The sequence below is a fragment of the Allobosea lupini genome, from assembly GCF_900109525.1.
GTDB lineage: Bacteria > Pseudomonadota > Alphaproteobacteria > Rhizobiales > Beijerinckiaceae > Allobosea > Allobosea lupini.
The window spans coordinates 59,244-71,306 of sequence record NZ_FOAN01000003.1 but is presented as its reverse complement, the minus strand read 5'-3'; the positions used below and the strand labels follow the sequence as shown (position 1 = coordinate 71,306).

The 12,063-nt window shown below is 67.7% G+C and carries 13 protein-coding genes; 9 read left to right on the top strand and 4 right to left on the bottom strand.

The window, feature by feature from the left end; translation table 11 throughout:
- Nucleotides 1–107: 107 nt before the first annotated feature.
- Nucleotides 108–833: a zinc ABC transporter ATP-binding protein AztA gene (gene aztA, locus BMZ21_RS09780; RefSeq protein WP_091832674.1), complete on the bottom strand. Its 726-nt coding sequence runs from the start codon at nucleotides 831–833 to the stop codon at nucleotides 108–110.
- Between the two features lie 14 nt (nucleotides 834–847).
- Nucleotides 848–994: a hypothetical protein gene (locus BMZ21_RS30335; protein ID WP_167561593.1), complete on the bottom strand. Its 147-nt coding sequence runs from the start codon at nucleotides 992–994 to the stop codon at nucleotides 848–850.
- A gap of 113 nt (nucleotides 995–1,107) precedes the next feature.
- Here BMZ21_RS30335 and BMZ21_RS09775 point away from each other — a divergent pair, with 113 nt between their 5' ends.
- Nucleotides 1,108–1,371: a macro domain-containing protein gene (locus tag BMZ21_RS09775; RefSeq protein WP_091832671.1), complete on the top strand. Its 264-nt coding sequence runs from the start codon at nucleotides 1,108–1,110 to the stop codon at nucleotides 1,369–1,371.
- A 101-nt stretch (nucleotides 1,372–1,472) separates the two neighbouring features.
- On the opposite strand, the gene BMZ21_RS09770 is transcribed toward BMZ21_RS09775, so the two are convergent.
- Nucleotides 1,473–3,095: an OpgD/OpgG family glucan biosynthesis protein gene (locus BMZ21_RS09770; RefSeq protein ID WP_208862256.1), complete on the bottom strand. Its 1,623-nt coding sequence runs from the start codon at nucleotides 3,093–3,095 to the stop codon at nucleotides 1,473–1,475.
- A gap of 237 nt (nucleotides 3,096–3,332) precedes the next feature.
- On the opposite strand from BMZ21_RS09770, the gene BMZ21_RS09765 reads away from it, so the two are divergent.
- From BMZ21_RS09765 to BMZ21_RS09755, 3 genes are all read left to right on the top strand, one after another.
- On the top strand, nucleotides 3,333–4,298 hold the full coding sequence (locus BMZ21_RS09765; RefSeq protein WP_091832668.1) for a TAXI family TRAP transporter solute-binding subunit: 966 nt from the start codon (nucleotides 3,333–3,335) through the stop codon (nucleotides 4,296–4,298).
- A gap of 105 nt (nucleotides 4,299–4,403) precedes the next feature.
- Complete coding sequence (locus BMZ21_RS09760; RefSeq protein ID WP_091832665.1) at nucleotides 4,404–6,713, top strand: TRAP transporter permease; 2,310 nt, start codon at nucleotides 4,404–4,406, stop codon at nucleotides 6,711–6,713.
- A complete protein-coding gene (locus BMZ21_RS09755) occupies nucleotides 6,710–7,075 on the top strand; it encodes a DUF1850 domain-containing protein (protein WP_091832662.1) in 366 nt (121 codons plus the stop codon). The genes BMZ21_RS09760 and BMZ21_RS09755 overlap by 4 nt, the downstream gene beginning before the upstream one ends.
- A 3-nt stretch (nucleotides 7,076–7,078) precedes the next feature.
- Here BMZ21_RS09755 and BMZ21_RS09750 read toward each other — a convergent pair whose 3' ends face one another.
- The gene (locus BMZ21_RS09750; protein ID WP_091832659.1) at nucleotides 7,079–7,318 is read right to left on the bottom strand and encodes a hypothetical protein; all 240 of its coding nucleotides are present in this window, start codon (nucleotides 7,316–7,318) and stop codon (nucleotides 7,079–7,081) included.
- A 223-nt stretch (nucleotides 7,319–7,541) separates the two neighbouring features.
- On the opposite strand from BMZ21_RS09750, the gene BMZ21_RS09745 reads away from it, so the two are divergent.
- The 5 genes from BMZ21_RS09745 to BMZ21_RS09725 are packed head-to-tail and all read left to right on the top strand — an operon-like array spanning nucleotide 7,542 to nucleotide 12,030.
- Nucleotides 7,542–9,131 carry a gamma-glutamyltransferase family protein gene (locus tag BMZ21_RS09745; protein ID WP_091832656.1) on the top strand — a complete coding sequence of 530 codons (1,590 nt, stop codon included), beginning with the start codon at nucleotides 7,542–7,544 and terminating at the stop codon, nucleotides 9,129–9,131.
- A gap of 30 nt (nucleotides 9,132–9,161) precedes the next feature.
- A complete protein-coding gene (locus BMZ21_RS09740) occupies nucleotides 9,162–10,358 on the top strand; it encodes an amidase (protein ID WP_091832653.1) in 1,197 nt (398 codons plus the stop codon).
- A gap of 13 nt (nucleotides 10,359–10,371) precedes the next feature.
- Nucleotides 10,372–11,004: a nitrile hydratase subunit alpha gene (gene nthA, locus BMZ21_RS09735; protein ID WP_091832650.1), complete on the top strand. Its 633-nt coding sequence runs from the start codon at nucleotides 10,372–10,374 to the stop codon at nucleotides 11,002–11,004.
- Complete coding sequence (gene nthB, locus BMZ21_RS09730) at nucleotides 11,001–11,660, top strand: nitrile hydratase subunit beta (protein WP_091832646.1); 660 nt, start codon at nucleotides 11,001–11,003, stop codon at nucleotides 11,658–11,660. Before nthA ends, nthB begins: the two co-directional genes overlap by 4 nt.
- Nucleotides 11,647–12,030, top strand: coding sequence for a nitrile hydratase accessory protein (locus BMZ21_RS09725; protein ID WP_091832643.1), 384 nt, complete (start codon nucleotides 11,647–11,649; stop codon nucleotides 12,028–12,030). Before nthB ends, BMZ21_RS09725 begins: the two co-directional genes overlap by 14 nt.
- Nucleotides 12,031–12,063: the final 33 nt, after the last annotated feature.

The following is a 12,063-nucleotide window of genomic DNA, read 5'->3' as shown; positions in this document are numbered from 1 at the left end:
ACCCGGGAGCCATTCCGGAACGGTTCAGGAATGGATCCCGGGTTTCCCCTCGGTCGCCCGGGATGACCCGGCACAGGATGTTTCAATCGAAAAGAAGGGCGCAAAGCTCACGCCGCGCAGGGCGCGGCATGGCTGTCGAAGGCCTCGACCATGCGCCGCGCCTTGAGCAGGTTGTTCGCCGTCAGCACCTCGCCGGTCTCGCCCCAGGCGATCGCCTCGCGCGCCAGCAGCAGCGTCTGCGGGAAGGCGCGCTTCACCGTCTCGATGTCATGCAGCACGGCGACGACGGTGCGGTTCTCGCCATGCCAGCGCTGGACCAGCGCCAGCAGGTCGGCGCTGGTACGGGCATCGATCGCCGTGAACGGCTCGTCGAGCAGGATGATGTCGGCGTCCTGCAGCAGCAGCCGGGCGAACAGCGCGCGCTGCATCTGGCCACCCGAGAGCGTGCCGATGCTGCGGCTTTCGAAGCCGGTGAGGCCGACCGCTGCGATCGCCGCCTCGACCTTGCCGCGTTGCCTGAGGCCGATCTTGCCGAAGATGCCGGCCGCGCCCCACAGGCCCATGGCGACGAGATCGTAGACATGGATCGGGAAGGAGCGGTCTAGCTCGGCCGATTGCGGGAGATAGGCGAGGCGCTTGCCCTTAGCGAGCGTCACCGTGCCGTCGAGCGGCGAGAGCGCGCCGGCGATGGCTTTGAGCAAGGTCGACTTGCCGGCGCCGTTCGGCCCGACGATCGCGGTCAGGCTGCCCGGTGCGACCTCGCCGCAGAGATGATGCACCGCCGGGTGGCGGTCATAGCCGAGCGTCAGGTCGCTGAAGCGGATGGCGGGCACAGGGATACTCTTGTTCACACGATAACGGCGAGGGTCGCCGCCCAGAGCAGCAGGATCACGCCGGTTGCCAGACCGAGCCTTTGCCCGGCCGACAGCCGCAGCAGCGACCAGCCGGGAACCTCGGCGACAGGCTGGCGATGGTGGGCGTGATCATGAGCCATAGTAAATGATATAATATTACGCTCGTTCAGGAGCAAGCACGATCACCCTTGCATCGAGCGCAACGCCACTGCGTTATCGGCACCGTCGACGATATCCGAACAGGAGCAGGCCGGTGAGCGCCGAGCGGGTGACCTTCAAAGCGATACGCAATGGCGTCGCGACCGAGATCGCAGCCGATGCGATCGAGATTTGCCTGCCGGACGGGTTGAGCTTCAAGGTCATGGCCTTTGCCGGCCGCAAGGGCTCGGCGACCCTGCACATGCCAGCCGACGATCCGCAGGCGCCGAGCTTCGACGTGTTCTGCGTCGAGCCCGGCGCGGCCAATACGCTCTTCGTCTCGGTCGACCGCGTCCAGAAGCGCCAGATCGAGGGCTAGTTTGAACCGTCATTGCGAGCGCAGCGAAGCAATCCGGTGTCGTCGCGCTCTGCGGCCTCGGGATTGCTTCGTCGCTGCACTCCTCGCAATGACGGCTCGGCTCAGGCCGGCCAGTACTGGTAGAGCCAGGTCTCGGTCAGCACCTTGTCGCCGCCGCGCAGGAAGCAGCGCATCTCCACAGGGTCGGTGCCGTCGACGGTGAGGTCGAACTGCGCCCGCCAGTGGCCGGGGATATCGTTCGGCACGGCTTCGGCGAAGATGTAGGAGAAGGTACCGCGCGAGGCCGAGAGCACGACCTCGGGCTTGATCCCGAACGGGATGTCCTCGAGCGCCGGCCCCCTGAACTCCAGCATGAACTTGCGCACGCCCTTGGGCCTCGCCGTGCCGGGCTGGCCGCCATTGCCGAGCCTCGTCGCGACGACGCGGCCGAGCGTCGGCGGGAAGGGCTCGTCGGCGAGCCAATGCAGGCGATAGCGGAAATTATAGGAATTGCCGGCCTTGGCGCGAGCTTCCGGCACCCACATGGCGACGATGTTGTCGTGGATCTCGTCGTCGGTCGGGATCTCGATCAGCTGGACCGCGCCCTTGCCCCATTGGCCGAGCGTCTCGATCCACAGGCTCGGCCGGCGCTCGTAGTAGACGCCGTCCATATAGTGGTCGAAGGCGCGGTCGCGCTGCATCAGGCCAAAGCCGCGCGGGTTGTCGTCGACGAAGGACGAGGCGACAGTACGCTGCGGATTGTTGAGCGGGCGCCAGGCGCGCTCGCCGCTGCCGGTCCAGAGCGCGAGCCCGTCGGAATCGTGCACCTCCGGCCGCCAGTCGACCATGGTCGCCTTGCCGGTCTCGGAATACCAGTACATCGAGGTCAGTGGTGCGATGCCGAGCCGCGCGACATCATTGCGCAGGTGCAACTCCTGCTCGATCTCCATGTCGACGCCCTTGCCGCGATGCATGCGGAAGCGGAAGGCGCCCGAGACGCTCGGTCCCGAGAGCAGGGCGTAGACCACGACATGCTCGGCCGCCTCGCCGGGTGTCTCGAGCCAGACATGGGTGAAATCGGGGAACTCCTCCGGCCGGTCGCCGACCGCCGGATCGACCGCAAGGCCGCGGGCCGAGAGCCCGTACTGGTAGAGCTCGCCGATGGCGCGGAAATAGGAGGCGCCGAGGAAGGCGACCCAGTCGTTCTTCTGCCAGTCGAGCTTCTCGCCCTTGCGGCCGGGATGGCCGGAGCGGCTCTCCTGGAAGCGAAAGCCGGCGAAGCCCGCGCCTGGAGGCAACTGCTTCGCCGGGGAGTCGGCCGGCATCTCGAAATAGCTCTCGTCGTAGACGATCTCGCGCGCCTTGCCGTCGTCGAGGACATGCATGCGCACGGGCTTCTGGAAGTAGCGGCCGAGATGGAAGAAGGTCACCGGCCAGGGCGACGGGCCATTGGCCCAGAGCGCCAGCTCCGGCTTGAACTTGATCTTGCCGTGGGCGTCGTAGTCGATCTTCTCGAGCACGTCAGGCTTGGGGTTCGGCGGCGCCTCATACGGCTTGGCGGCGAGATCGCGGGCCCGCGCCTTCAACCCTTCGAAGGAGAACGCCTCGGCGGCGCCGAGCTTCAGGCCCTGCTGCGCCAGCGCCGTGCCGGAGAAACCGGCTGCGGCGAGAGCGGCCGTACCGGCGGCACCCGCGAGCAATGTGCGGCGGTCGATCAGAGGTATGGTCGGCTGTCGCGGTTGCATCGGGCGGGGCGCTCCATCGGGGAAGATCGACAGTTGGTGTTTCCGGCTAGCCTGTCCAGCCGGCGAGGGCAATCTCCGCAGCTTCCTGGCGCGAGCAGGGCGAAAATCGCGCGGAAAGGCGACGCGCCGGCCTCTTATCCCATTGGCGCGGGTTCCCTTTTTGCCCGCAAGCGTCCTACAACAGCGTCAGCCGGCCTTGAGAGCCGGGATGCGGTCTTTCGTCTCTCGGGAGGATTCATGTCTATTTCGCTTCATCGCCGGGCCCTGGCCGGTATTGCCGCGCTCACCCTCGCCGCCACGCCTATGGCGGCGCGTGCGCAGGATTTCATCAACGTGCTGACCGGCGGCACCTCGGGCGTCTACTACCCGCTCGGCGTCGCGCTCTCGAAGATCTACGGCGAGAAGATCCAGAACGTCCGCCCGACCGTTCAGGCGACCAAGGCCTCGGTCGAGAACCTGCAATTGCTGCAGCAGGGCAAGGGCGAGATCGCCTTCACCCTCGGCGATTCGCTCGACGCGGCCTGGAAGGGCGACGAGGAGGCCGGCTTCAAGAGTCCGCTGAAGAAGCTGCGCGGCATCACCGCGATCTACCCGAACTATGTCCAGATCGTCGCCTCGAAGGACAGCGGCATCAAGACCCTGGCCGACCTCAAGGGCAAGCGGCTTTCGGTCGGCGCGCCGAAATCCGGCACCGAGCTCAACGCCCGCGCCATCCTCGCGGCCGCCGGCATGTCCTACAAGGATCTCGGCAAGATCGAGTACCTGCCCTTCGCCGAATCGGTCGAGCTCATGAAGAACCGCCAGCTCGACGCCACCCTGCAATCGGCCGGCCTCGGCGTCGCCTCGCTGCGCGACCTCGCGACCTCGGTCGAAATCACCGTGGTCGAGGTGCCCGCCGCCGTGGTCGACAAGGCCGGCCCGCCCTTCGTCAAGGTCTCGATCCCGGCCAACACCTATACCGGCCAGACTGCGGCGGTGCCCGCCGCCGCCGTCGTCAACTACCTCGTCACCCACGAGGGCGTGAAGGAGGAGACGGTCTACCAGATGACCAAGGCCGTCTTCGACAGCCTGCCCGACCTCGCCGCCGCCCATGCCGCCGCGCGCTCGATCAAGCTCGAGAGCGCGCTCGAAGGCATGCCGCTGCCGCTGCACCCCGGCGCTGCGCGCTATTTCAAGGAAAAGGGCCTGAAGGTCGGTTCCTGAGCCTATTGGCAGATTCGCCATCAGCGGGGCCGGACGACCGGCCCCGCTTGCGTTAGCCGATCAAAGAACGACCGCGCATAAGCGCGACGGGGACGGGGAAGAGGCATGAGCAACGAAACCAGCAGGCCCCTGGCCGTGCCGGACACTGCCGGCACCGCACCGGCCGTGCCGCATGACCCGGAACACGGCCTGCCGGCGACCTTCGGCACAGGCTGGAAGGGCCGCCTGCTGTTCTGGATCGCCGTCGCCTTCTCCGCCTTCCAGATCGTCACCGCCTTCGGCATCCCGCTCGATTTCCGGATCGTGCCGTCGCTGTCCTGGCTGACCCCGATCCTGCTGATCCGCATCGCCTTTGCGCTCTGGTTGGTCTGGATCCTGCTCGGCGCCGCGCGGGGCAGGGCGAACATCGAGGCGATCCTCGCCTTTCTCACCCTGTTCGGCGCCTTCGAGCTGGTCTCGCTCTATACCGGCACCTTGCCGAACCAGGTGCTGCGCACCCTCCATGTCGGCTTCCTCTGCCTGACCGCCTGCGGGTTGCTCGCCAATGCCGACGAGACCTCGCCGCCGGCACGCATCTTCTGGTGGGCGGTCGGCATCGTCGGCTTTACGCTCGGCCTCTATCACTGGTGGAACTACAACGAGCTGGTGAACCGGGCGGGCGAGCTGACCCATGCCGACATGGTCGTCGGCATCAGCGCCCTGATCGTGCTGTTCCTCTTGGTCTGGCGCGCCATGGGCATCGCCCTGCCGCTGGTAGCCGGCACCTTCCTCGCCTACTGCCTGTTCGGCAATTACCTGCCCGCCCCTTACGACCATCGTGGCTACAGCCTGGAGCAGGTCATCGAGCAGATGGCCTTCGGCACGGAAGGGCTCTACTCGACCCCGACCGCCGTCTCCGCCACCTTCATCTTCCTGTTCATCCTGTTTGGCGCCTTCATGGAACGCGCCGGCGTGATCGACTTCTTCAACGACCTGTCGATGGCGGTGTTCGGCGGCAAGCAGGGCGGGCCGGGCAAGGTCTGCGTCGCCTCCTCGGCCTTGATGGGCACGGTCTCCGGCTCGGGCGTCGCCAATGTCGTGGCGTCGGGCCAGTTCACCATTCCCCTGATGAAGCGCTCCGGCTTCAACGGCGCCTTTGCCGGCGGCGTCGAGGCGACCTCGTCCATGGGCGGCCAGATCATGCCGCCGGTGATGGGCGCCGTCGCCTTCATCATGGCCGAGACGATCGACGTGCCCTATTCCAAGATCGTCGAGGCGGCGATCATCCCGGCGCTGCTCTATTTCGCCGCCTGCTACTGGGCGGTGCATCTGGAGGCCGGCAAGCTCGGCCTGCGCGGCCTGCCGAAATCCGAACTGCCGAGCGCCCGAGAGGAACTGCGCCGGCACTGGTACCTGATCGCGCCGCTGCTTGTGCTGGTCGTGCTGCTCTTCGCCGGCTTCACCCCGCTCTTCGCCGGGGCGATCGGCCTTGCGCTCACCGTCGCGCTGATCCTGGCTCTGGCCGTCTCGGCCGGACTGACGACACCGGCCCTGCGTGTCGTCTTCTGGGTCGGCTTCGGCCTGATCTGCGCGGCCTCGATGAGCGTCAGCATCGCGACCGTGCTGCTCGTCGTGCTCGCTCTGGTGATCTGGAACGTGCTGCGCGGCGCCTCCGGCCGCGAAGTCCTGCGGAGCTGCATCGAAGCGCTCGCCGATGGCGCCCGCCAGGCGTTGCCGGTCGGCCTCGCCTGCGCCCTCGTCGGCATCGTCATCGGCACCATGACCCTGACCGGCCTCGGCACCATCTTCGGCTCCTGGCTGATCGGCATCGGCAAGAACTCGATGTTCCTCGCCCTGATCCTGACCATGGTGTTCAGCCTGATCCTCGGCATGGGCATCCCGACCATCCCGAACTATATCATCACCTCCTCGCTCGCCGCGCCGATCCTGCTGCAGCTCGATGTGCCGCTGATCGTCAGCCACATGTTCGTCTTCTATTTCGGCATCATGGCCGACCTGACCCCGCCAGTGGCGCTCGCCGCCTTCGCGGCGGCGCCGATGGCCAAGGTCTCCGGCATGAAGATCGGCGTGCAGGCCGTGAAGATCGCCCTGCCCGGCTTCGTCGTGCCCTATATGGCGGTCTATGACCCGACGCTGATGCTGCAGCCGGTCGCCGGCCTCTCCGGCGCGTCCTACTGGCTCGCCGTCGCCTACATCGCCATCAAGGCGACGCTCGCCATGGTGCTCTGGGGTGCGGCCTTCGTCGGCTATCTCTCGCGATCACTTGCGCTGTGGGAGAGGGCGCTCGCCGCCATCGCCGCCGCCTTCCTCGTCGCGGCGGTCCCGCTCACCGACGAGATCGGCTTTGCGCTCGCCGCCGCGATGATCGGCCAGCATCTCTGGCGGGCGAGAGCCGACGCGCACCCGGCGACATGAGCATCTGCCTCGCCGCCGGCGCGCTGGTGATTTCGCTCGGCGCGAGCGAGATCACGCTGTCCTGGCGGCATTCGGTGCAGAAATCGCTGTGGGAGGAAGTCTGGCAGGAAACGCCTGAGGGCCTCGTCATAACCGAGGCCCGCATCGAGGGCTCGGGCGCCGGCATGGACCCGCCCGATGGCGCGAAACTGGTCGAGGGCTTCTGGCGCTGGAAACCGAACCTGCCCGCGCTGCCGGACGTGGTGATGCGCCGCTCCAGCGCGACCGCCGACTGGCGGATCTGCGTGGAGAGTCGCTGCCGGTCGCTCGACGAACTGCTGCCGGCAGATGCCGACCCGGTGGTGATGAAGGCGTGCGGCTGAACCTCAGCCGCGATGGGTCAGGCGCTCGATCTTCACGACCCGGCGCATGAAATTCACAAGGCCATAGGCGGCAAGCACCGAGAACAGGCCCATCAGAACATAGGCGACGACGTGGCCGAGCTCGAACAGGCCGGCGAGCGCCCAGCCTGACGCCAGCGCGACGCCAAAGATTTCGACCGCTATCAGGATGGCGAGCGAGACCACCATGATCACGTTGCGCCAGTTGGTGCGGCCAGCCGCCATGCTTTTACCCTCGGAACCCATGCACGGACCGCCGGCGCGCATTCCGGTCGCCCGGAACGGGCGAACGACCAGAATTCGCGCCAAATCAATAGATTGGAGCATGTTCTGATCGCAAAAGTGGTCCCCACTTTTGCGGAACGTGCTCTAGCCTAGCCGGCGTCGGCATGCAACAAAATCGCGCCTACCGGCATATGGTCCCGCCTGCCTGAATGAAAAGAACCTGATGCCCGATTCACCGGTTTTCAACTCGGCCGCCGTCGCCGCACCCCACCGCCTCGCATCCGAAGCCGGGCGCGCCATCCTAGCCGAGGGCGGCAATGCGATCGAGGCGATGGTCGCCATGGCCGCGACCATCGCAGTCGTCTACCCCCATATGAACGCGATCGGCGGCGACGGCTTCTGGCTGGTGCACGAGCCCGGCGGCAAGGTCCATGCGATCGAGGCCTGTGGTCCGGCGGGGAGCCTCGCCACGATCGAGCGCTATCGCGAGAAGGGGCATGACGTCCTGCCGGCGCGCGGCCCGGATGCGGCGATCACCGTCGCCGGCGCGATCGGCGGCTGGCAGGCGGCACTCGCTTTGTCCGCCAGCCTCGGCGGCAGGCTACCACTGAAGGATTTGCTCACCGACGCCATCCGCCATGGCGCGGAGGGTTACGACATCTCGGAGTCGGAGCTGCGCACCTGGCCGCAGGAAGTCGATGCCGTGAAGGCGGCGCCCGGCTTCAGCGACTTCTTTTGGCCGAACGGAGAACGGCCGAAGGCCGGCGAGCGCCGCAAGCCCACAGCGCTCGGCGCGACGCTGGAGCAGTTGGCCCATGCCGGGCTCGACGATTTCTATCGCGGCGACATCGGCCGCGAGCTCGCCGAGGACCTCGGCCGGATCGGCGCGCCGATCACCCGCGCCGATCTCGAAGCCTTCCGCGCCCGGGCTGTGCAGGCGCTGTCGCTGAAGCTGCCGGGCCTCACCGTCTACAATTTCCCGCCGCCGACGCAGGGGCTCACCGCCCTGATGATCCTCGGCATCTTCGAGAAGCTCGGCGTCACCCGGCCGGAGAGCTTCGACCATCATCACGGGCTGGTAGAGGCGGTGAAGCGGGCGCTCGCCATCCGCGACAAGGTGATCACCGACCCCGCCTTCATGACGGTCGACCCGGCGAGCCTATTGACCGAGACGGCCCTGGAACGCGAGGCCGCCAGCATCGACCGCAGGCGCGCCGCGAGCTGGCCGTTCCGCCCCGGCGAGGGCGACACGATCTGGATGGGCGCGATCGACGGCTCCGGCCTTGCGGTGTCCTATATCCAGTCGCTCTACTGGGAATACGGCTCGGGCTGCGTCCTGCCGAAGACCGGGGTCAACTGGCAGAACCGCGGCGTCTCGTTCTCGCTGGATGCGAAGGCGCTCAATCCACTGACGCCCGGCCGCAAGCCGTTCCATACGCTGAACCCGCCGCTCGCCCGGTTCGACGATGGCCGCATCGTCAGCTACGGCGCGATGGGCGGCGACGGCCAGCCGCAATTCCAGGCGCAGATCCTGTCGCGCTACCGCTTCGGCCAGGGCGTCGCCGACGCGGTCGATGCGCCGCGCTGGCTCTTCGGCCGCACCTGGGGCGCCGGCTCGATCTCGCTCAAGCTGGAGAACCGCTTCGATCCGATGCTGCTGGCAAGGCTGACCGCCGCCGGCCACCCGGTCGAGGAATACAGCGAGGCCTATTCCGACCAGTTCGGCCATGCCGGCATGCTGGTGAAGCACCAGAAGGGGCATGTCGAGGCGACGCATGACCCGCGCTCGGACGGCGACGCCCGCGGCATCTGATTAGGATCTTGGGGGAGATCTGAGACAACCATGATCGAGAACGACCCGTTCCGCTGCTTCGTGCCTTACCCCGAAGCGCCGGTGAAACATGCTTCCTCAGGCCCGCTCGCCGGGTTGACGCTCGCGGTCAAGGACCTGTTCGACGTCAAGGGCTATCCGACCGGCGCGGGCTCTCCGACCGTGCTGGCGCAGTCGGGGATCAAGACCAAGACGGCGCCAATCGTGAAGGCCTTCCTGGAGGCCGGGGCCCGCTTCGTCGGCAAGACCCATACCGACGAGCTCGCCTTCTCGCTCAACGGCAAGAACGCTCATTTCGGCTCGCCTGTGAATCCGGCTGCGCCTGACCGCATCACCGGCGGCTCCTCCTCCGGCTCGATGGCTGCGGTCGCGGGACGGCTCGCCGATATCGGCTTGGGTTCCGACACCGGCGGCTCGGTGCGGGCGCCGGCGAGCTATGGCGGCCTGTTCGGCATCCGTCCGACGCATGGCCGGCTCTCGCTGAAGCGCGCCTGGCCGCTGGCCGAGAGCCTCGACACCGCCGGCTTCTTCGCCCGGGATAGCGAGGTCTTCGCCCGCGCCGCCAACGCCGTTCTCGGCAAAGACAAGGTGACGCTGCCGGAGGCGCCGCGCCTCCTGCTCGCCGACGACCTCTTCGCCCAGGCCGTGCCCGAGGCTGAGCGCATCCTGCGCAATGTCGTGCAGCGGATCGTGCCGATCCTCGGCCAGCCCGAGGCTGTGCGCGCCGTCAGCGACATGGACGCGCTCTACTGGGCCTTCCGCTGGATCCAGGGCCGTGAGGCTTGGGCTTCGGACGGCGCGATGATCGAGCGCCACGCCGTGCCGCTCGGGCCGGGGGTCGCCGAGCGCTTCGCCTTCGGCAAGGCGGTCAGCGATGCCGAGGTCGCCCGCGGCGACAGCGTGCGCAAGGCCTTCCGCGCGAAGCTCGCCAGGCTGCTCGGCAAGGATGGCGTGCTGTTGCTGCCGACGGTGCCCGATGTCGCGCCGCTGGTCAGCGCCGGCGAGCCCGAGCTCGAGGATTTCCGCAACCGTGCCCTGCGTCTGCTCTGCCTTGCGGGCTTGTCGGGCTTCCCGCAGATTTCGATCCCCGTCGCCCATCGCGACGACGCGCCGCTGGGCTTGTCGCTGATCGGGCCGAAGGGCTCGGACAAATCGCTCGTCGCCTTTGCCGTGAAGTTCGAGCGGGCGGCGCGGATCAGGCTGGCATGACGAGGAGGGCCCGATGAGCGGCCACGACCACCACCATCATCATGACCATGACCACGACAACCACTTCACCCCGATCGAAGCGCGGGTGAAGGCGCTGGAATCGCTGATGGTCGAGAAGGGCTATGTCGACCCGAGCGCGCTCGATGCGATCATCGACACCTACGAGACCAGGATCGGGCCGCGCAACGGCGCACGCGTCGTCGCCAAGGCCTGGAGCGACCCGGCCTATGCCGCGCGCCTGAAGGCCGACGGCACCGCCGCCGTCGCCGAGCTCGGCTATGGCGGGCGTGGCGGCGAGCACATCGTCGCCTGCTTCAACACGCCCGAGGAGCACAACCTCATCGTCTGCACCCTGTGCTCCTGCTATCCGTGGCCGGTGCTGGGACTGCCGCCGGTCTGGTACAAATCGCCGCCCTATCGCGCCAAGGCGGTGATCGACCCGCGCGGCGCGCTCGCCGATTTCGGCGTGACCCTGCCGGAAGGCCAGCGCATCCGCGTCTGGGATTCGACTGCCGAGACCCGCTTCATCGTTATCCCGATGCGGCCGGAAGGCACCGAAGGCTGGAGCGAGGACGAACTGGCATCGATCGTCAGCCGCGACTCGATGATCGGCGTCGGCCTGCCCTCCCCCGAGGATAAGCCATGAACAGCGCCCACGACCTTGGCGGCCAGATGGGCTTCGGCCCGGTCGTGCCCGAGAAGGACGAGCCGATCTTCCATGCCGACTGGGAGAAGAAGGTCCTGGCGATCAACGTCGCCGCCGGCGCGATGGGCGCCTGGACGATCGACGGCATCCGCCATGCGCGCGAAAGCCTGCCGCCGGCACAATACCTGTCGTCGAGCTATTACCAGATCTGGCTGGCGGCGCTCGACAAGGTGCTGGTCCAGCACGGCTTCCTGAGCAAGGAGGAACTGGCCTCAGGCGTCGCCGGGACCGCGCGCCGGGAACCCAAGCGTGTCTTGAAGGGCGAGGAGGTTCCCACCGTCCTGCGCCGCGGCTTCCCCTATGAGCGCGAGGCGGCTGCACCAGCCCGCTTCAAGGTCGGCGACACCGTCCGCACCATCGTGATGCACCCGCAGCACCATACCCGCCTGCCGCGCTATGCCCGCGGCAAGCAGGGCGTCATCGAGCGCGTCACCGGCTGCCATGTCTTCCCTGACACCGGCGCCCATGGCGCGCCCGAGACGGCGCAATGGCTCTACACCGTCGTCTTCACCGGCCCGGAGCTCTGGGGCCGCGATGCCGATCCGACGTCGACCGTCAGCATAGAGGCCTGGGAGAGTTATCTTGAGCCGGCCTGATACCGCTCTCGCAGAGGCGCTCGCCGCCGGCACACCGATTCCGCGCGACGCCGAGGGGCCGGTCTTCGCCGAGCCCTGGCAGGCCCAGGCCTTCGCCCTCGTCGTCGCCCTGCAGAACCGCGGCGTCTTCAGCGCCGATGAATGGGCGCAGGCGCTCGGCGCCGAGATCCGTGAGGCGCTGGCCAATGGCGGCTGCCGCGACGGCTCGGACTATTACGAGCGCTGGTGCGAGGCGCTGGAACAGCTCCTGATCGAGAAGGGCCTCGCCTCGCAGACGAGCGTCGATGCCCGCGCCGCCGCCTGGGAGCGCGCCGCCGAGGCGACGCCGCACGGCAAGCCGATCCTGCTGGAGAACGACCCGCTGCGCTGAACGCAGCTTTGCATCCTCGTCACGAAGCGCGAT